13 protein-coding genes are annotated in these 18,918 nt (G+C 51.8%); 6 read left to right on the top strand and 7 right to left on the bottom strand.

Annotation, left to right across the window (positions count from 1 at the left end; genetic code table 11):
- Positions 1-15 precede the first annotated feature (15 nt).
- Positions 16-4,449: an acyl-CoA dehydratase activase gene (locus QZN53_RS04580; protein WP_163437723.1), complete on the bottom strand. Its 4,434-nt coding sequence runs from the start codon at positions 4,447-4,449 to the stop codon at positions 16-18.
- 141 nt (positions 4,450-4,590) lie between these two features.
- On the opposite strand from QZN53_RS04580, the gene ruvX reads away from it, so the two are divergent.
- A complete protein-coding gene (ruvX, locus tag QZN53_RS04575; RefSeq protein WP_163437722.1) occupies positions 4,591-5,004 on the top strand; it encodes a Holliday junction resolvase RuvX in 414 nt (137 codons plus the stop codon).
- Between the two features lie 49 nt (positions 5,005-5,053).
- On the opposite strand, the gene fabF is transcribed toward ruvX, so the two are convergent.
- Positions 5,054-6,304, bottom strand: coding sequence for a beta-ketoacyl-ACP synthase II (fabF, locus tag QZN53_RS04570; protein WP_163437721.1), 1,251 nt, complete (start codon positions 6,302-6,304; stop codon positions 5,054-5,056).
- A gap of 95 nt (positions 6,305-6,399) precedes the next feature.
- On the opposite strand from fabF, the gene QZN53_RS04565 reads away from it, so the two are divergent.
- Positions 6,400-9,426, top strand: coding sequence for an InlB B-repeat-containing protein (locus QZN53_RS04565; RefSeq protein WP_163437720.1), 3,027 nt, complete (start codon positions 6,400-6,402; stop codon positions 9,424-9,426).
- A 66-nt stretch (positions 9,427-9,492) separates the two neighbouring features.
- Here QZN53_RS04565 and QZN53_RS04560 read toward each other — a convergent pair whose 3' ends face one another.
- From QZN53_RS04560 to ligA, 3 genes are read right to left on the bottom strand one after another with little or no spacing between them, the layout of a single operon-like run.
- Complete coding sequence (locus QZN53_RS04560; RefSeq protein ID WP_163437719.1) at positions 9,493-11,232, bottom strand: AMP-binding protein; 1,740 nt, start codon at positions 11,230-11,232, stop codon at positions 9,493-9,495.
- Positions 11,233-11,250: 18 nt separating this feature from the next.
- The gene (locus QZN53_RS04555; RefSeq protein ID WP_163437718.1) at positions 11,251-12,021 is read right to left on the bottom strand and encodes a DUF2334 domain-containing protein; all 771 of its coding nucleotides are present in this window, start codon (positions 12,019-12,021) and stop codon (positions 11,251-11,253) included.
- 47 nt (positions 12,022-12,068) lie between these two features.
- Positions 12,069-14,216: an NAD-dependent DNA ligase LigA gene (gene ligA, locus QZN53_RS04550; protein ID WP_294651881.1), complete on the bottom strand. Its 2,148-nt coding sequence runs from the start codon at positions 14,214-14,216 to the stop codon at positions 12,069-12,071.
- A 120-nt stretch (positions 14,217-14,336) separates the two neighbouring features.
- Here ligA and QZN53_RS04545 point away from each other — a divergent pair, with 120 nt between their 5' ends.
- Positions 14,337-15,200, top strand: coding sequence for a hypothetical protein (locus QZN53_RS04545; RefSeq protein ID WP_163437717.1), 864 nt, complete (start codon positions 14,337-14,339; stop codon positions 15,198-15,200).
- Positions 15,197-16,540: a hypothetical protein gene (locus QZN53_RS04540; protein WP_163437716.1), complete on the top strand. Its 1,344-nt coding sequence runs from the start codon at positions 15,197-15,199 to the stop codon at positions 16,538-16,540. The genes QZN53_RS04545 and QZN53_RS04540 overlap by 4 nt, the downstream gene beginning before the upstream one ends.
- Here the strand turns inward: QZN53_RS04540 and QZN53_RS04535 are convergent.
- Together QZN53_RS04535 and QZN53_RS04530 are read right to left on the bottom strand one after the other, a co-directional pair.
- Complete coding sequence (locus QZN53_RS04535) at positions 16,532-17,110, bottom strand: manganese efflux pump MntP family protein (RefSeq protein ID WP_294651878.1); 579 nt, start codon at positions 17,108-17,110, stop codon at positions 16,532-16,534. The two genes, QZN53_RS04540 and QZN53_RS04535, sit on opposite strands and share 9 nt — an antisense overlap.
- Positions 17,111-17,133: 23 nt before the next feature.
- The gene (locus QZN53_RS04530; protein WP_163437715.1) at positions 17,134-17,937 is read right to left on the bottom strand and encodes a hypothetical protein; all 804 of its coding nucleotides are present in this window, start codon (positions 17,935-17,937) and stop codon (positions 17,134-17,136) included.
- 153 nt (positions 17,938-18,090) lie between these two features.
- On the opposite strand from QZN53_RS04530, the gene QZN53_RS04525 reads away from it, so the two are divergent.
- Positions 18,091-18,390 carry a c-type cytochrome gene (locus QZN53_RS04525; protein WP_143149656.1) on the top strand — a complete coding sequence of 100 codons (300 nt, stop codon included), beginning with the start codon at positions 18,091-18,093 and terminating at the stop codon, positions 18,388-18,390.
- On the top strand, positions 18,387-18,905 hold the full coding sequence (locus QZN53_RS04520; protein ID WP_163437714.1) for a cytochrome c3 family protein: 519 nt from the start codon (positions 18,387-18,389) through the stop codon (positions 18,903-18,905). The genes QZN53_RS04525 and QZN53_RS04520 overlap by 4 nt, the downstream gene beginning before the upstream one ends.
- The last annotated feature ends 13 nt before the right edge of the window (positions 18,906-18,918 follow it).

Genomic DNA, 18,918 nt, shown 5'->3' with positions numbered 1-18,918 from the left:
ATTACTTAATTGGGGTTAGGCTTGATTTGCTTTTTCTAGTTCACGTGCGTTGATAATCAGCATCTGCAGGCGGTTTTCGATGTTTGCGAAGCTCGTATCCGGGTCGTAGTCGAGGCTGAGAACCTGGATATGCGGGCAACGTTCCTTCACGGCCTTGGTGAGGCCGCGGCCAGAGATGTGGTTGGCAAGGCATGCGAACGGCTGCAGAATGATGTAGCTGTTGATTCCGTGCTTCGAGTTGTACAGGATTTCGCCCGGAATCATCCAACCTTCACCCGTGTTGTAGGTGGGGTCGATGATGTCGGAGACGTAGTCCTTGAGTTCCACGCAGTCGGCGTGGTGTTCGTACAGCTTGAACTTGTGCATGGACTTGCGGGCAGTTTCAACAGCGTGCGTGTAGACCTTGGAGGTCACGCCGCCTTCGAGTCGGTCCATCACCGGGTTTGCCGAGAATCCGCGCTTGATCTTTTCTTCGCGTACCACTTCGTCCACACGGAAGAAGTCAGTCATACCCGGCAGGTAGACTTCCATGCCGTTGTTCATCAGGTAGTTTTCAACAAATCCGTTTGCACTCGGGTGGTAGTTCATCAAGATTTCGCCAAGCACGGCAACGCGCGGTTTGCGGATGCCTCTCTTGCGTTCTTCGGTGATTTCGATACCGTTGAATGCTTCGATGCACTGTTCAAAGACTTCGATAAGCTTGGAGGGTCGCACCAGCTGAACGGTGGAGAGGTGGCCGGCAACGCCAATCACCTTCGGCATCCATTCGTCGTAAACCTTCTGGGTGTCGCCGGCGTTCACTTCGTACGGGCGAACGGCGCGGTACATGGTTTCGATGGCGTCCATGGTGACAAGGCCCCACAGCATGTGGAGACGGAAGTCGAGACCCAGCTGGAAGCCTGGGTGCATGCCCTTGTAGTCGACACCGGTCGTAATGATGGTGACGTCCTTGAAGCCCGCTTCGTCCAAAGCCTTACGGGCAAGCACGGCGTACTGCACGGCGCGGCAGTTTTCGCAGTTCTTGGCAAGGCACATGGAAACTTGGTTCTGCGGAACTTCGGGGTGATCGACGAGCCAGTGGAGCGCTTCGCCGATGTTCACCTGGCAGGGGAAGCAAATGTCGTTGTGCACGTACTTCTTGCCCAGTTCGATAGCCTTCTTATCGGCGACCGGCAGGTATTCGGCGATGAATCCTTCGCGCTTCATGTATTCGCTGGCGAGCACAGAGAAGGCGGGGGAGAGGTTCGGCGTCAGAATGCGACGGCGCTTCTTGTCTTCGGCCACAAACGGCGTGTGGAACAGCGGTTCGTGGCTTTCGGGCTTGTCGGGCAGGTTTGCTGCGCGACGTGCTTTCACCGTTTCGATAAAGCTCTTGATGCGGATGCCAACCGGGCCGCGGGCGTCACCTTCGTCGAGCTTGAGCATGAGCATTTCCTTGTTGGAATCAAGGTGCAGCATGCGCATCATTTCGTCGGTCAAAATTGAGTCGTGTCCGCAACCGAAGCTTACGATCTGGGCAAGTTCGATGTTGGGGTCCTTCGCGGCAATCATGGTAGCGCCAATCATGCGCAAGTGGAAGGTGTTCTTGATTTCGATACGGGTGTGGCTCGGCACATCCTGGTCGTAGACGCCCGGGAGCGATTCGGTGGTAAGCACCGGAATGCCCATGGCGGTAAAGTGGCTTGCGATGTTGTGGTTGATGAGCGTGTCCGCATGGTAGGGGCGGCCTGCAATCACCACGGCAAAGGAGTTCTTTGCACGTACATCGTCGAGGATTTTCTGGCCTTCTTCCAAAAGCGTGGTGCGGTAGCTGTTGAGCGCCTTTTCGCCTTCGGTAACGGCCTTGTCCAAAAGCTTCTTGTCGAGTTTCCAGTGTTCGTGGAACCAATCAATGGTCTGGCTACGACGGAGCTTGGCGTTGAACCAGTGGAAAATTGGCTGGTCCATCGGGACGTTGTAATTCTTTTCGGGCTCGTCGGTGTTCTTACAAACGTTGGGGTAAGCCTGCACCACCGGGCAAACAGAAGTTGCGGTGAACTTGGTGTGGTCACTCGGGACTGCAACCATCATCGGGAAGAAGATGCGGTCGACCTTCTTTTCAATGAGGCTGAGCACGTGGCCGTGCACAAGCTTTGCCGGGAAGCAAACCGTGTCGGACGGCACACTGTGAAGGCCTGCTTCGAACATCTTGTAGTCGCTCTGGCGGCTAATCACGACGGTGTAGCCGAGGCTTGTGAAGAATGCCTTCCAGAACGGGAGCGATGCCCAGAATTCGAGCACGCGCGGAATACCGATGGTCTTGCCGTTGTTTTCAACGAGCTTGGCCGGAGCGTAGTCCTTTACCAAGAGCTGGTTCGTGCGCTTGATCATGTCGGGCACGGACTGCATCTTCTTGTTGATTTCGGCGATGAGTGCCTTGGTCTTCGGATCGTTCGGATCGGCGGTAACTTCGCCGCGTTCGCAACGGTTGCCGGTCACGAAGCTCTGGCCATCGCTAAAGGTCACGATGGTACGGGAGCAATGGTTGGTGCAGTACTGGCAGAGCTGACCCGGCTGGTTGTGCCAACTGAAGGTTTTCATGGCGTCAAGGCCGATGAACTTGGTCTTGAGTTCCGGTTCGGTCTTGCGCTTTTCTTCCATGAACTTCTTGGTAAGGAGGGCAATACCGATAGCGCCCATTTCTCCCGGACGTTCCGGACGGATAGGCTTGAGGCCAGTGTACTGTTCGAAGGCGCGGAGAACGGCGTTGTTCTTGAACGTACCGCCCTGTACCACGACCTTCTTGCCGAGGGTGTTGAGGTTGCGGATACGAATCACCTTCGTAAACACGTTGTTGATAATGGAGCGGCAGATACCCGCGATAATGTCTTCGGGCTGCTTGCCGTCGCGCTGTTCCGTAATGATGGAGCTGTTCATGAACACCGTGCAACGGGAACCCAGCTGAGAGGGGCTCTTTGCGTTGAACGCGAGTTCTGCAATCTTTTCCATCGGGATGCCGAGGCTGCGGGCATAGGTTTCGATAAAGGATCCGCAACCCGAGGAGCAGGCTTCGTTCAGAATGATACCCGTAACCACGCCGTCCTGCACGGAGATGGCCTTCATGTCCTGACCACCGATGTCGAGGATGAAGCTTACGTCGGGGCAAATCTTCTGGGCGGCGTTGGCGTGAGCGACCGTTTCCACCGTGTGGAAGTCGGCATGCACGGCCTTAGCAAACAGCTGTTCGCCGTAGCCGGTTGTACCTACGCCCAAGATGTTGAGCTTGCAGCCGTATTCTTCGTAACGGTCCGAAAGTTCGTTGAGGGCGTTCTTGAGCACGGCGAGCGGTTCGCCGTTGTTGCTCGCGTAGAATCCGTCCACCACGGTTTCGTTTTCGTCCATGAGCACGAACTTGGTGGTAGTAGAGCCCGCGTCGATACCCAGATACACGTTGAGCGTGGAGCCCGAAACAGGCTGCGGGTAGTGGTTTCCGGCCATTTTGTGTTCTTCGAGGAACATCTGGTATTCAGCGTCGTTCTTGAAGAACAAGTCGGCAGCGGCCTTGGCCTTGTTTTCGGCCTGGCGGGTTTCGTTAAAGTGGATGAGCGCGTCCAGCGAGCCGTCCTTGCGGTAGAAGCATTCCTGGTCGGCAAACATAGAGCCCAGAGAGAGGGCGGCACCCATGGCCACGAGCACTTCGGAGTGTTCCGGCACAATGGCCTGTTCGTCAGAAATTCCAAGGCGTTCCTTGAAGGCGCGAACAAGCGTCGGGTTAAAGGTCAGCGGGCCACCTTCGAAAATCACGGGCGGCTTGATTTCCATACCCTGGGCAAGACCACCGATGGTCTGCTTGGCAATGGCATGGAAACTGGAAAGGGCGATGTCTTCCTTGGCGATACCGTTGTTCAGCATCGGCTGGATGTCGGTCTTGGCGAACACGCCGCAACGGCCCGAAATTTCGTAGACCTTCTGGCCACGCTTGGCAAAGCCTTCGAAGGCTTCGGTCTTGATGCGCAGAAGTTCGGCCACCTGGTCAATGAATGCACCGGTACCGCCGGCGCACACGCCGTTCATACGCATGTCAGAGGCAATGAGTTTGCCGGTGGTCTTGTCTTTTTCGAAGAAGACGACCTTGGCATCCTGGCCACCGAGTTCAATGGCGACTCGGGATTCGGGGTAGGTTGCACGTACAGCAAGAGCGTTCGCTACGACTTCTTGCACAAAGAAGGCGTGGGTTGCTTCGGCGAAGGGCTGACCGCCACTGCCGCAGAAGGCGACCCTGAAATTCTTATCGGGGAAAAGTCCGTGCGCCTCGCGCAGCACTTCGAAAACCTTCTGTGCCTGCATGGCGTTGTGGCGCTGGTAAGTGTAGTGCAAAAGCTTGTTGGTCTCTGGATCGACAACCGCAATCTTTACGGTGGTGGAACCAACGTCCACGCCGACCCATAAATCGTTCTTCATATTGCTCATAGTGGCGGTAAAGATAGAAAAATGTAAACTTTTTCCACTCCCTTTTATCGGCTAAAAATGCAGAAAAATCAAAAAAATGTAAAATGAGAACCTAAAGTGTGACGGGCAACATTTTTTCTCCCATTTGCTATATTGCGCTCTATGAACTACCTTGCTTTAGACTATGGTGAACACCGCGTCGGGGTCGCATTTGCCGATTCCGAATTCCGGATGGCTTTTTCGCGAGAAACGATTGACCAGAAGACTACAAACCTGTTCGTGCGACTGGATGAACTGGTGAAAATCAACAAGGTAGATGCCTTTGTAGTGGGAATGCCGTATCACCCCGATGGCCGCAAGGACGGCAAGAACGTGGTGGTGGAAAAGTTCATCGATGACTTGAAAACGCGTTTCCCGGGCATGCCCGTGTACACGCAGGATGAATCGTATTCCAGCGTGCAGGCGCAAGAAAAGACCTCTTACTTTAGCAAGAAGAAAAAGCAAAAGAATAAGGCGGTCATCGATCAACTCGCTGCCGCCATCATTCTTCAGCGCTGGCTAGATGAGCAGGCTTAGCAAAGCTAAGCGTCGATAAAAATGCCAGCTGCTGGCTTGATGAACAAGCTTAGCCGTTATATTTCTTGATAATCACGACACCATTGTGACCGCCGAAGCCGAGAGAGGCGGAGGCGGCGACGTCGATATTCCCTTCGACACCCTTGTTCGGGACGTAATCCAGGTCGCATTCCGGATCCGGAGTCTCGTAGTTGATGGTGGCGGGGTAGAACGAGTCGCGAATCGCAAGAGTCGAGACAATGGCTTCGCACACGCCGGCGGCACCCACGCAGTGGCCCGTCATGCTCTTGGTGCTAGACACCTTGATCTTGTAGGCGTGTTCGCCGAGGGCGACCTTGAGCATTGCGGTTTCGGTGGCATCGTTCAAGTGCGTCGAGGTACCGTGAGCGTTGTAGTAGTCGATGTCCGTCGGGGCAATGCCTGCGTCCTTGATGGCGCGGGTAAGTGCCTTCGCGCAGGTTTCTCCACCCGGGCGCGGGCTGGTGATATGGTATGCGTCGGCAGAAGCGCCGTAGCCGGCGAGTTCGGCGTAAATCTTGGCGCCGCGGGCCTTGGCGTGTTCCAGTTCTTCGAGAATCATCACGGCACCGCCTTCACCCATCACGAATCCGGAGCGGTTCAAGTCAAACGGGCGAGACGCCTTTTCCGGACAGTCGTTGAATTTGTCTGTAAGGGCGTGCATGCCGGCGAAGCTCTTGATGCTGTAATCGGTAATGCCGCTTTCGGAACCGCCGGCAAGGCAGATATCCAAGCGACCCGAGCGAATAGCGTCGAGGGCGACACCGATAGCGTCGGTGCCCGAAGCGCAGGCGGTGCAGACCGTGTGGGCCTGGCCCGTGATGCCCAGCGCGATAGAAACGTTTGCGCCCGCTTCGTTCGGGATCAGCTGCGGCATGGCGAGGGGCGAAACCTTGCGCTTGCCACCGTTCATGTACTGCGTGTAGGTAGAATCGACGATGTCGAGGCCACCGAGGCCGGTACCTGCGACAATGCCGGTTGTGTCGGCAGCGAGGTCTTCGGGCGTAAGGCTTGCGTCTGCGACCGCTTCCTTGGAGGCGGCGAGCAGGAACTGCGTGAAGCGGGCCATGCGGCGGGCTTCCTTGGGGTCAATGTCGTGTTCTTCGGGCTTGAAATCCTTGACTTCGGCCGCAATCTTTACCGGACAGCTGCTTGCGTCAAAAAGGGTGATGGGGCCGACACCGCACTTGCCTGCGCGAATAGCTGCCCAAAAATCGTTAATGTTCTTGCCAACGGGAGTCACCGCTCCCATACCTGTGATTACTACGCGTCTTTTAGTCATGGCGGGGAATATAGAAAATATTCTTGGTCGCTCCAAAGATGATTTCTCATTTTTTATCTATACTTATCGACAAGATTTACTTGAGGTTAAGAGAGATGTCTAGAATAAAGACGTTTTGGGGGATTGTGGCATTGCTTGCCGTACTTGCGGAAGCCGCAGGAACGATTACCCCCAAAACTCCGGTTACGTTGGAAGGGTGCTACTTTATTACGAGCAAGGAAGAACTTTACGGCTTTGCGGCTATCGTAAATGGATCTGAAAATGTCGCCCCGAAGCAGACGGCGTGCGCAAGAATCGGAAAATCCATTTTTGTGAATGAAGGTGTCTTGAACTCCGACGGAGAACTTAATGTAGCGGATACTGCAGAATTTATCCCGTGGACGCCCATCAAGAATTATCGAGGATCCTTTGATGGTCAGGGATATAGGATAATGGGGCTTTATTTCAATGACACCTCTAGTGTTAATGTCGGCTTGTTCAGCAACATTGTTGCGGAGGAAAATGACTCCGACGTTTCTGTCAAGAATGTGCGCATAATGAATTCTTATTTAAGGGGAAAATCTTCTGTTGGACTCATTGCCGGTAATGTATATGCCACTGGAGAAGCCCCGGTAATAATCTACAATGTTCGCAATGATTCTCGAATTGAGGCGAAAGGGAATACAGCGGGAGGAATTGTCGCTCTTGCTGTTGGGAATGTCCAAATTGGAAATAGCGTCAATACGGGATATGTCGCAGCAAAGCATGTTGTGGGTGGAATTGTGGGGCTCTTGTCTGGAATTTCGGCAACGATTACCAATGCCTTTAGTGTGGGTGTGGTGGAAGCCTTCAATGAACTTGAAGACAAGTCAATTGCAGGGGGGATCGTTGGCCAGGCAAGTGGCAATGTGGAACTGAAAAATCTCTATAATCAGGGGTATGTCGTTGGTCATAATGTTATGGGCGGAATTGTGGGATCCTTGAGCGGAAGTTCCGTGTTGCTGGTGAACGCTTATAATGTGGGAATCATTTCGCCGTTAATAGAAGAATACGAAAATGTCGGCTCGATTTTAGGACTTTATGCGGGCAAGGACAAGGCTGAAAATTTCACCTATGCCAACGTCTATTATCAGAAAGATGGAATTAGTGACATTCACGGAATCGAAGTTCCTGAAAAAATGATGACCGATGGAACGGTTGCCTACCTGTTGCACAATTACTATTACGAAGGGCTGGATGCCTCCATTTGGGGACAGGTTGTTGGAGAAAATCCTGCGCCTGATTTTTCTGGAAGCATAACGGGGGATTTACCCCAAGTTTTTGAAAAAATGAGTTTGCACACCTATGAGGGGGATGTCACGGTTCTGCCGGAAGATTATGTGCCCGGTTACAGATATGACCTTCCTTTGGTTTTCCGTGAAGACTATGTGTTTTCTGGTTGGTATGACAATGCCGAATTCAAGGGAAATTCGGTGAAATTTATTCCGGCGACGGCTAGCGGTGAACAGGAATTCTGGGCGAGGTACACTCCGGTCTATAAAATTTCTTACCAGACCGGTAGCGGAGATGTCAGTATTGACGATGAAGTTTTGTCTTATGTGGAGGGGAAAAGTGTCGTGTTGCCTAAAAATGTGACGCGTAGCGGGGCCATTTTTAGAGGGTGGTACAAAGACAAGGACTTTAAAGGGGATCGCCTGTATGAAATTGATTCTGGAGAATCTGGGGATGTCGTTCTTTATGCAAAATGGTTTGAGAAAAAGGAACCGTCAAAAGATGAAGATGGTTGCTATGTCATCAAGGATGAATCCGACCTGTATGGTTTTGCTGCGATTGTGAACGGTACAGACGGCTTTTCGAAGAATACTTCTCCCTGTGCATACTTGGACGATGACATCGTGGTGAATCAGAATGTACTGAAGTTGGATGGTTCTCTCAATGTCGCCGATTCTGCGGAATTTATCCATTGGATTCCCATCAATGGGTTCACTGGCGTGTTTGACGGAAGAGGCCATTCGGTATCGGGGCTTTATGTAAAGTGCGATTCGGTACGGGACGCCTATGATGGGTATCGTGGTTATGGCTTTTTCGGGTCACTCGGTATTGTTGGTTCGTACAAAAAACCTATTGTTGTCAAAAATATCGGTATCGAAGCTTCGTACTTTGAGGTCAAGGGTGACTTTGATCAGGTGGGGGCCTTGGTCGGTATAGCCAATGGAAATGCTCGGACGGCGTATTCGTATATTGAAATCTCGAATTGTTATAATAGATCTACTGTCAAGGCAGTTCGCTATCTGGGTGGAATCGTGGGAGTCATTGGTCAATACAGCAATACGTATATTGAAAATTGTTATAACACCGGTTTAATTGATGGCGAACATGACGAAACTGGCGGCTTGGTCGGTTTTATCAAGTATGACGCTAGAGTGAGTATTGTGAATTGTTACAATGTGGGGTGTGTCATGTCTGACAGCTTGCAATTAGACGATGATGCCTTGGTGGGAGTGGTAAGATCGGATATTGATGTGACGAATTGCTATTACTTGAAGGTTTCCGGTGATAAGACTGTTTATGGAATGGCGGCTAAATGGGAACAGTTTGCAAATGGGGATGTGGCATACGCCTTGCATGATGGGAAAAACGGTTCTATATGGGGGCAAAATGTGGGCTTGGAGCCGTTGCCGAATTTCTGCGGAGAAATCAAGAATTATACCCTTGATGAATCGTCTTCGAGTGTGGCGTCGTCAAGTTCGAGCAGTGCTGTAAAGTCTTCTTCAAGCGAGGCTAAGTCTAGTTCGAGCTCCAAGGCGAAATCGTCTTCGAGTGTTAAGGCGAAGTCTAGCTCAAGTAGGTCTGCAAAATCCTCTTCTAGCCGCAAAAAATTAGTGCTCTATTGCGATGGCAAGGAATGCAGTGATGCTTTGCTGGAAACGTGGGAGGCTCCGCGCTTCCAGGTGATCGTTGCCGGTAGAAATGTGCTGGTGTCAGGGGCACGGAATGGAAGCTCGTATGCAGTGTTGGATATACAGGGACAGGTGCTAGCCACGGGTCGTGTAGGCGGGAGTGGTTTTTCTGTAGTTTTGCCGCATTCAGGAAATTTCCTGATTCGTATCGATAGGCAAATCCAACGAATTGCGGTTAAGTAAATGTACTGTTAAATAGCAAAAGCCCGCCTTGGAGGCGGGCTTTTTAGATTCTTTGCTGTTCCGCAACTATTCTTTATTTTCCGGGGCGCTTTCGGCTTCCTTCGCTGCGGTTTCTGCTGCGGCGTTGGCTGCGCTAGCAGCGGAAGCGTCTTCCTTGTCCTTGTCGCGGATAGAGGCGCGACGGATTTTTCCGCTGATGGTCTTCGGCAGTTCCGACACGAAGTCAATTATGCGCGGGCTCTTGTAAGAGGCGGCCACGTTCTTTGCGAACAGCTGGATTTCTTTTGCGAGTTCCTTAGAGGCTTCGTAACCCTTCTGGAGCACGACGGTTGCCTTCACGGCCTGTCCGCGAGACTGGTCTTCGACGCCTGTGACGGCCACTTCCAAGACGGCCGGGTGCTTGTGGAGCACTTCTTCGACTTCGAAGGGGCTGATGCGGTAGCCGGAGCTCTTGATCAGGTCGTCGGTACGGCCCACGAACCAGAAGAAACCGTCCTTGTCGCGGGTAGCGGTGTCGCCGGTGTGGTAGACTCCGCCCTCGAATACTTTCTGGGTGCGTTCTTCGTCGCGGTAGTAGCCGCCGAACATGCCGAAGGGCTTGCCTTCGTCAATCTTGATGATGATTTCGCCGACTTCATCGGGGCCGCAGCTGTTGCCGTCGGCATCCACGATGTCCATGCGGTAGCCCGGAGAGGGCTTGCCCATAGAACCGGGGCGTGCTTCCATCCATTCGAAGTTGCCCGTGGTGAGCGTAAGTTCGGTCTGGCCGTAGCCTTCGTGCAGGCGGAGTCCCGTCTTTTCGAAGAACTTCTTGTAAATGTCGAGGTTCAAAGCCTCGCCTGCGGTGGTGCAGTACTTGAGGCTGGAAAGGTTGTACTTTTCGACGCCATGCTGCAGAATGTAGCGGTAAACGGTCGGCGGCGCACAGAAGGTGGTCACCTTGTATTCCTGCATCTTTTCGAGCAACTTGCCCGGAATGAACACGTTCATGTCGTAGGTGAATACGGCAGAACCTGCAATCCACTGGCCATAAATTTTCCCCCAGAGCGCCTTGGCCCAGCCGGTTTCGGCAACGGTCAGGTGGCGGCCGCCGTCAATCACATTCTGCCAGTACTTGGCAGTCACAATGTGGCCGAGCGGGTAACTGAAGGTGTGGGCGACCATTTTCGGGTTGCTGCTTGTGCCACTGGTAAAGTAGACGATCATGATGTCGTCATTGTGCGTGGCGGCATCTCCTGTGGGGCGCGGGAAACTCGGCGGGCAGATTTCGTAGTCGTCGTAGAAGTTGATCCAGTTCTGACGGGACTGCCCGATGGTCACGAGCGTTTCGACAATGCGTGTGTGTTCGCAGGCGGTGTCGATTTCCTTTTGGAGTGCCGGATCGTCGTAAGAGACGACCATCTTGATGTCGGCTGCCTTAAAGCGGTATTCCAGGTCTTCGGCGGCGAGCATGTTGGTTGCCGGAATGGCTATTGCACCAATGCGGTGGAGCGCCAAGAGGAAAAACCAGAATTCGTAGCGGCGGCGCAAAATCAGCATCACGCGGTCGCCCTTCTTGATACCCTTTTCTACCAAAAAGTTCGCGGTGCGCTGCGAGGCAATCGAAAGGTCCTTGAAGGTAAAGATATGGCTTTCGTCGTTGTCGTCGCACCAGACTAATGCTTCGCGCTTGGGTTCGGTCTTCGCGTATTCGTCGACCACGTCGTAGGCGAAGTTAAAGTCTTCGGGAATGTTGAGCTTAAAGTTTTCGTAGAGGTCCTCGTAAGAGGAATACTCGGTTCGTGCTAGGAATCTATTGAGTATCATTTGTGTCTCTCCGGTCTCTTATAGATCCTGGTACATGATCTTTTCGCGGTGGTTCGAGGCGAATTTTACGAGCGAGAGAAGATTTTGTTCGCCCATGGCCTTCATGTCACCGGCGTGAATCACCAGGCGGGGGGTTCCGCGGTAGAGGAGTAGTGCAATGCGTGAGAATACCTGCATGGCACCGAGGAGTGCCTGCGGGAAAATCGAGAAGGTCAAAATCTGCGAGAATGACGGCTTGACGCGCTTACCGACCTTGCGGTAAATGTAGAGCATGTCTTCGTAGAAGTTGAATTCTTCGAGCACCTGCTTTTTGAGGTGCTTGTTGTCGAGCCAAACCGGCGCGATAAATCCGGAGGGGCGGCCAAAGCCGTGTGCCTTCCAGAGGGCGATGCTACGGTTTAAAAGCATCTGCGAAACTTTCTTGTTCAGGCCTGCAAATTCGGCCCCGTTGTGCGAAATGGCGAGGGCGAGCTTGCCGATGGGGTTACGCTTGATGAACAGGTCGGCGTTATGACGCACGCCGTGGAGCAAGATTTCGTAGCCTTCTTGCACGAATTTTCCGATTTCTTCACGGAAGGCGTCGGCTTCGGATTCAGGGACGCCCCCGATAGAGGGTACGACGGCAATCGAGATGGGCGAACCTGCGGCTGCGGCAATCTTTCGGATTTCTTCGGCAGATTTCTTGCAGTTCTTCACGTTAAAATTATGATAGCACAGCAGGTACTTCTTCTTCTTATGCAGAATAGCTTCGGCGGCGCGGATGTCGGCAATGTCCTTGTTGATTTCCATAAGGGTAACCTGTTTTGTTTTTTACGCCATATATATAGAAAATGTGGCTAGAATAGACTTGTCTGGACCGCTTCACTTGCGTTTTGAACGTCATTGCGTGCGGAGCGAAGCAATCCGTTTTCCGCATTATTTGCGGATTCTGTAAGCGTTTCGTCAGCACTGGCGGCGATTTGGGCTAGAAGCCAGGCTTCATCGTGTACGGGAATGCCGAGTTCATTTGCCTTCGTGAGCTTGCTTCCGGCTGCTTCACCGGCCAAAACCCAGCTGGTTTTCTTGCTGACGGAGCCTGATACCTTACCGCCGTTTTCTTCGATGAGCTTGCGGGCTTCATCACGGTCCATGGTTGGGAGCGTGCCGGTAATGACGGCGGTCTGCCCCTGGAAAAGCGTCTTGACGACGCCCTTGAATTCGGTGGGGCAGCCGAGGGCTACCAGTTCATCGATTTCTTGCGTGTAGCGCTCGGTGTGGAAAAAGTCGTAGACGGATTTTCCGATGCGTTCGCCGACGTCGTTTACGTTTTGCAAGTCCTCGACGGTGGCGGTACGGATCGCTTCGAGCGTGCGGAAGTGCTTGGCGAGGTTTCGGGCACTGGTGCGGCCCACGAACCTAATGCCGAGACCGTGCAGCAGATTTTCGAGGCTGCGCTCCTTAGAGGCGGCAATAGCGTCGAAGACGTTTTTGGCGCTCTTCTTGGCCATGCGTTCCTGCGATTCGAGGTCTTCGAGTGTAAGGCGGTACAGGTCCGGAATGCGTTTGATTTTGCCCGAGGCAATCAGGCTTGCGATAAGGGCGGGGCCGAGGTTTTCGATGTTCATGGCCTCGCGGCTCACGAAATGTTCGAACAGGCATTGCACCTGCGCTGCACAGTGCATGTTTTCGCAGCGGAGAATGACTTCGTTATCGATGTGGGTGAGCGGCTCGCCGCAAACCGGGCATTTGTCGGGGGCGGTCACAGGGACGGCCCCCGCCGGGCGGAGTTCCTTTTTGACATCGGTGATTTTCGGAATGATTTCGCCGCCCTTCTCGACGCCGACGGTGTCGCCGAAGTGGAGGTCCAGTCGGGCGACTTCGTCAAAGTTGTGGAGGGTGGCACGCTTGACGGTGGTTCCGGCGAGGCGCACGGGGGCAAGGTTCGCGACCGGCGTTACGGCCCCGGTGCGCCCCACCTGAAATTCTACGGAAAGGAGCGGCGTGTAAGCGCGCTCGGCCTTAAACTTATAGGCGATGGCCCAGCGCGGGCTCTTGCTCGTGGTGCCGAGGGCGCGCTGCATGGCAAGGTCGTTCAACTTCACGACCATGCCGTCGATTTCGAAGGGGAGGCTGTCGCGGCTCGCGCCGATGTCTTCCGAAATCTTCATGATTTCGTCGGTAGTGTCGGCAGTCCAGTAGTCGTTCGTGTGGAACCCGAGGCGCTTTAGCTGCAGAAGGTTTTCTTCGTGCGTCTTGTTGTCGCTCTGCGGAATGTGGTAGGCAAAGAAACGCATCGGACGCGTCTTGCATTCGGCCACGCTCTTGAGCTTGAGCGAACCCGAAACCGTATTGCGCGGGTTCTGGAAAATCTTCTTGCCTTCCAAGATGAACTGCTCGTTCAAGCGTTCGAAGGCCTCGCGTTCCATGTAGACTTCGCCGCGGACTTCGAATGTGCCCTGCGGAATTTCGCTGGGGTCAATTTTCAACTTCTTTGCGTCCAAGGTTTCGGGAATGTCTGCAATCGTGAGTGCGTTCAATGTCACGTCGTCGCCCTGAGCGCCGTCGCCGCGGGTAGCCGCCTGTTTTAGGCGCCCGTTCTCGTAGACAATCGAAAGACTCACGCCGTCGATTTTCCGCTCGCAGATCCATTTTGCCTTCTTGTCATCCCCGACTTGGTCGGGAATCTCCCTTATCCCTTCTTCCGCGGCCTTCACGAACTCCGCCATTTCTTCGGCGCTGTACACGTTCGCGATACTGAGCATGGGCACAGCGTGCGCGACCTTTGCAAAGTCGTTGGTCAAGTCGCTGCCGACCCGCTGTGTGAGCGATGCATTGCCGCGAAGTTCCGGATACTTCGCTTCGAGCGCTTCCATCTCCTTGAGGCCAAAGTCAAAATCTTGGTCACTCATGGGGGAGACGCCTTCCTTGTAGTAAAGGCGGCTCGCTTCTTCTAGCTGTTTCTTGAGCTCAAAATACCGGGTGCGGTCAATATCTTTTTGGTCCATCTTTTCTATCTACTAGACAAAAAATTCATTTTTAATTGTGATAAAAATTACAAAAAATAGCCAATCTAGGTTGGCCCTACACCCCTCCCTAGGCTTTTATTATTATATTTTGAACAAATTATGCGTCTGTGGACCCGCTTTTTGTTGCTTTTCTTGATGGCGTATGCCTTTGCCGACGATTACGTGGTAATGGCTCCCAATTTTGTTCCCCATGCAGTTGTGGCAAAGCAAATTGCTCCAGGAACATCGCGCATTATTTCTTTGGCAACGACGTTTGCTTTTTGCGATTCCTGCGAAATTAGGCGTGACGTCACAGTTGAAGAAAGTGGGCCTGAAAGAAAAGATGTAGAAGCCTCCGTTTTTCGTGCAGAAGTGAGCCTTTTTGATTTGACATGGCCCAAAACGAAAAATATTGACGGAGCCTATGATTGGAATGGTCACGATTTTGGTGGCGGAATATTCTTGAATTTGCATTATGGAATGTGGCTTGAGGGTGGCCTTTCGCCTATGATCGTGCAGTGGTTTGGGCCAATCTATTTGGCGGCTGCTTATCAATTCAGTTTCGGACGTTACTATGGTCACGATGCAGATGACGAGGTGGATTCCGATATTACAGAGAACAAGTTCTTTGGTTCTGCAAATTTGGGCGGCGGTGCGATGGCTTTCATGAACAATCATGGCCTGGCTTTTGGGGCACATGGTGGAATTCGCGATTGCCATATCCTTAATCCTGGCAAAGACTATTACACTTCTTATGACTATTCTGCTGGTCGCCCATCTTCGCCTGAATTCCGAAATGGATACCAACTTGATAAGTGGGTGCTTTACTACGGTGTAGACTTTGTAAGCTATACGAATTTGCCTCTGTTAGCGGAGGCCGATTTCAAGTCGCATACGGCTGTTTTGATGTCTTTTGAAGTCGGCATTAAAACCGGTGATAATCCGGCAACGTTTTGGTCCTTTGTGATGAGCTTTATGATATGATGAATACTATGAAACATAGGGTGATTCTTGTCTTGCTCGTGACAATGGCCGCGATTCTTGGGGGTTGCAGTTCCATTATGCGCCCGCCTCCGGCTGCCGCCTATATGGCAAGCTATAAGCAAGACAAGGCTGTTCGAAATATTTCTTATTCGCAGTATTTCGGTAACCTGGATAATGGCTACCACGAAAGTACGGAACTCGGCCACTGGAGCCATGCAGAATGGTGGGGTGATTTGACCTTGTTGAGCTATATCAATGGGGGGTACTTTACCTTTGGTTGGGGCGTTCAGTCCTTGACTCCTTTTTTGCAGGGCGGCATTGTCTCTCCGTATTTTGGCCTGACGGGCTGGAGCAATATTTTTGGCTTGGCGGTAGTTTCTACCGATGAACCCGAAGACGATAAATCGTCTTTTGCTTCTTATTCCGGCGGCGGAATGCTGATAGAACAAATTCCTTTAAATGACCGTTGGAAAATCGGCTTTACGGAACACTTGTCCAGAAACGGACGTGAATATTTTTATGTAGATGAAGAACCTTGTGAAGGCGTTTGTTTTGGGAAGGGGCTGCCTTCGCCCCGCTCCAAGTTCTATACTGAAGTCGGTGGCGGATTTTATGTTTCGCATAGTTTTAAACGTATGGGCAATTTGGCTCTAGAATTTCGCTATGGCCGCGATTGGACTGAAAACCGGAACCGTTTTGCGGTCACCTTGGATTTCTGGGGATTGTCTTCGGTCATGAGTATCGGCGGAAACGATATAATGAGAGGGGCTGCCGATAACAATATCGAAAAGATGAAAAAAGTGAAGACCGTCTCTGTCGATAGCATGAAAACGAAGTCTGCCGATAGTTTGGAAACGAAAAAAGAAAACATCGATTCGCTTCATACAATCAAACGTAACTGGTTCCGCCTTGCCGACAGCTCTCAGACGATGTCCATTATTTACCATCCGACCGAATCGGTTGTCGCCGTCACTAGCAAGGGAATTTGCTACGACGAAAGCGCAAATGCGGTCTGGCTGCGGCAGGATTATGGAAAATTGATTTACCAGGTGCCCGTGGATTCCTTGGATTATTGCCAGCAAATGGAACCCAAAAGCATTTTCTGGACCTCTGTCCTTGAAGGTTCCCTTGGATTCCTGGGCGGTATGCTTACCACGGGTAGCGTGCCTGTAAGCCTTGCCATTGGCGCGGGCTTTGGAACCACGGTGTGGGTCGTGTTCAAATACGGATTCGATCCCGAAGAACTCGCCCCGAAAGTTTACCCTGAAATCTGTTCAGAGCAACATTCCAGGGAAGATATTATCAAGTGGCTTAAGCAGTATCCTTGCGGACTAGAATAGCATTTTCACGCCGATGCCGATAAGGATAATGCCTGCGACGATTTCAGGAATCTTTGTTTTGAAGCGTTTGGCGGCGTGACGGCCGATTTCATACCCGAGAACGCCCATGATAAAGCTTGCAAGTGCAATGGCGCTGGTGGCAAGAATCATGTTCGCGTTCAAGAATGCAAACGAAATCCCTACGGCAAAGGCGTCAATACTTGTCGCGACCGAAAGCAGCAAGATGTTTGCAATCGTCAGGTTCTTTGCGGCAATCTGTTCGCCTTCTTCTTCGCCTGCGTCACCACGAACGGCGCCCCAGATCATGCGTCCGCCCAGAATGCAAAGGATGGTGCAGGCGATAGGCGTGCCGACGGTGTTGAACCATCGCTCGGCAAAACTCCCGAGAAAGTACCCGAGCAGCGTCATGCCGCCCTGGAAAACTCCGAAGCTCACCGCTTGGAGCATGGCGCGGCTGTACTTGATTCCTTTTTTAGAAAGCCCCGTGGCAATTGCGACGGCGAAGCAGTCCATTGCCTCTACAACCGCGATAATGATAATTTCAATAATGCCCATTCTATAATCTGTCATGCCCGCGCAAGCGGGCATCTCCTTTATCGAGTATACTTATACCTACCAAGCAAATCGAAGTACCTAGCTTTCGGCGAAATCTTTACCGCCGGACGTTGCTTGCGGATGGCAGTAGTGGCGTTGGAATTTACAAAGAAGAATTCTCTCAAATAGTATCCGGCAGAAGATTCTTCTAGATATTTAAGCTCATATCCGTTATCTGTTTTGATGTATTCTATCGTTTCGCGAAGATTAGTTTTTCCATCACGCGTTTCGTATTCATAGCACTTAAAGTCGTTTGACGAATCCCCAACGGTGAATGTGATTTCGTGTCTAGGAGCAGTTGTGTTATAATCAAAAATTCGTTTGTCGTATAAAGTGTCGTTAGAAAAAAATATTTCTTCAAAAGAGTCGTATTCATAAGTGTAAGAAGATATGTATGAATGAATCTTCTTCGTTATACAGGTGCCTTCTAAAGAACCTTTGGAATACTGTTTTTCAGTAAATATAATGGTATCCCCTGATGATTCTTGAGTTATGATGGTTTCGGATGTATTTCCTTTGAGTGCACGTTCGTCTAAATTCCAGTAGTAATACGAAGTATGAATTGATGCACTATCTTTCATCGGGTCCATAACTAAACTGTCAATTTTCCCGTTAGTGTAATATATTTTGTGAGACCATTCGTTTTTATGGGTGTAGTTCTCTACAAAATACGAGGAGTCGTGATATGCTTTGTCTTGGGTAATGTCCAAGCTTCCTTTGCTGAGTATAAAAATTGCTTCGGTGCACGTATTCGCTGCGGCAAAACCCGCCAAAAGCATTAGGCAGAATAAGAAATTTTTCATTTGTGTCTCCTGAACCTAAAAATAGGAATATATTTGAAAAAAAATGTTTATATTTAAGACGAATCTTGTATTCAAAAGGATGGTGTTTTGAAACTCCGGGTGGTAGTCTTCGTTTTTGTGGCGGTATGTGCTTTATTTGCGGTGGAGGCTTTTGTGCTTCCGCCGGTTACGCCTGAACTCAAAACACAAGCTCACGAATATTTTGAAAACGAATGCCGCGGTTGCCACCGTTGGGCACGCAAGTTTGCAGCACCCCCGATGCGCGACAATGTGGCAAATTATGCTGAAAATCCGGAAGGCATGGTGCGTTACCTGATGCATCCGACTCCGCAGCATCCCGAAGAATGGCCCGCCATGGAAATCACTCCGCTTACCGAAGAGCAGGCGAAAATGATGACGGCGTGGCTCTTGTACATTCTCAAGAATCCCGATGACCCAGGAAGGCCAAAATGAAGTGGGTTGCACTTTGTTTTGTTGTCGTATTCTCTTTTTTCTTGGCGGATTTCTTGATGGGGGAGTCGCGCGTTCCTGAACGTGCCGTGGGTGCGATTCCTTTTGACCATGCGTTGCACGGCGATTCAATCGGTTTGGACTGTGCCGCCTGCCATACGGGCTCGCGCGCCTCGGCGAATGCCTTTATGCCCGCGAAAGCTGACTGCATGGACTGCCACAGGCTCCCGCTGACCGAAAATCCGGGAATCGAGACGCTGGATTCTATGCTTGCAAAAGCTGATGACCGCCCGTGGTCCCACAAGCGCCATTTGCCGGATCATGTGGTGTTTCACCATGGCGTGCATGCCGCCGCAGGCGTCGCTTGCGCCGATTGTCATGGTAGGGGCTACATGCAGAACCGCTACGGCGCAGAATTGTTCAATATGCAAAGTTGCCTCAAGTGCCACAGGGGCGAAACTTTCAAAGAAAAAGGCTTTAAGCCGGCGGCCACGTACTGCGCCGCTTGCCACCGCTGATTCGTGAAGGTAT

The sequence above is a fragment of the uncultured Fibrobacter sp. genome (genome assembly GCF_900316465.1).
Taxonomy (GTDB): Bacteria; Fibrobacterota; Fibrobacteria; order Fibrobacterales; family Fibrobacteraceae; genus Fibrobacter.
The sequence above is the reverse complement of the archived record's forward strand: the minus strand, read 5'-3'. Positions and strand labels throughout refer to the sequence as shown.

What these genes read in the sequence shown, in the direction of transcription:
- QZN53_RS04580 (WP_163437723.1), bottom strand. Translation starts at nt 4,449, where the DNA reads ATGAGCAATATGAAGAACGATTTATGGGTCGGCGTGGACGTTGGTTCC.
- ruvX (WP_163437722.1), top strand. Translation starts at nt 4,591, where the DNA reads ATGAACTACCTTGCTTTAGACTATGGTGAACACCGCGTCGGGGTCGCA.
- fabF (WP_163437721.1), bottom strand. Translation starts at nt 6,304, where the DNA reads ATGACTAAAAGACGCGTAGTAATCACAGGTATGGGAGCGGTGACTCCC.
- QZN53_RS04565 (WP_163437720.1), top strand. Translation starts at nt 6,400, where the DNA reads ATGTCTAGAATAAAGACGTTTTGGGGGATTGTGGCATTGCTTGCCGTA.
- QZN53_RS04560 (WP_163437719.1), bottom strand. Translation starts at nt 11,232, where the DNA reads ATGATACTCAATAGATTCCTAGCACGAACCGAGTATTCCTCTTACGAG.
- QZN53_RS04555 (WP_163437718.1), bottom strand. Translation starts at nt 12,021, where the DNA reads ATGGAAATCAACAAGGACATTGCCGACATCCGCGCCGCCGAAGCTATT.
- ligA (WP_294651881.1), bottom strand. Translation starts at nt 14,216, where the DNA reads ATGGACCAAAAAGATATTGACCGCACCCGGTATTTTGAGCTCAAGAAA.
- QZN53_RS04545 (WP_163437717.1), top strand. Translation starts at nt 14,337, where the DNA reads ATGCGTCTGTGGACCCGCTTTTTGTTGCTTTTCTTGATGGCGTATGCC.
- QZN53_RS04540 (WP_163437716.1), top strand. Translation starts at nt 15,197, where the DNA reads ATGATGAATACTATGAAACATAGGGTGATTCTTGTCTTGCTCGTGACA.
- QZN53_RS04535 (WP_294651878.1), bottom strand. Translation starts at nt 17,110, where the DNA reads ATGACAGATTATAGAATGGGCATTATTGAAATTATCATTATCGCGGTT.
- QZN53_RS04530 (WP_163437715.1), bottom strand. Translation starts at nt 17,937, where the DNA reads ATGAAAAATTTCTTATTCTGCCTAATGCTTTTGGCGGGTTTTGCCGCA.
- QZN53_RS04520 (WP_163437714.1), top strand. Translation starts at nt 18,387, where the DNA reads ATGAAGTGGGTTGCACTTTGTTTTGTTGTCGTATTCTCTTTTTTCTTG.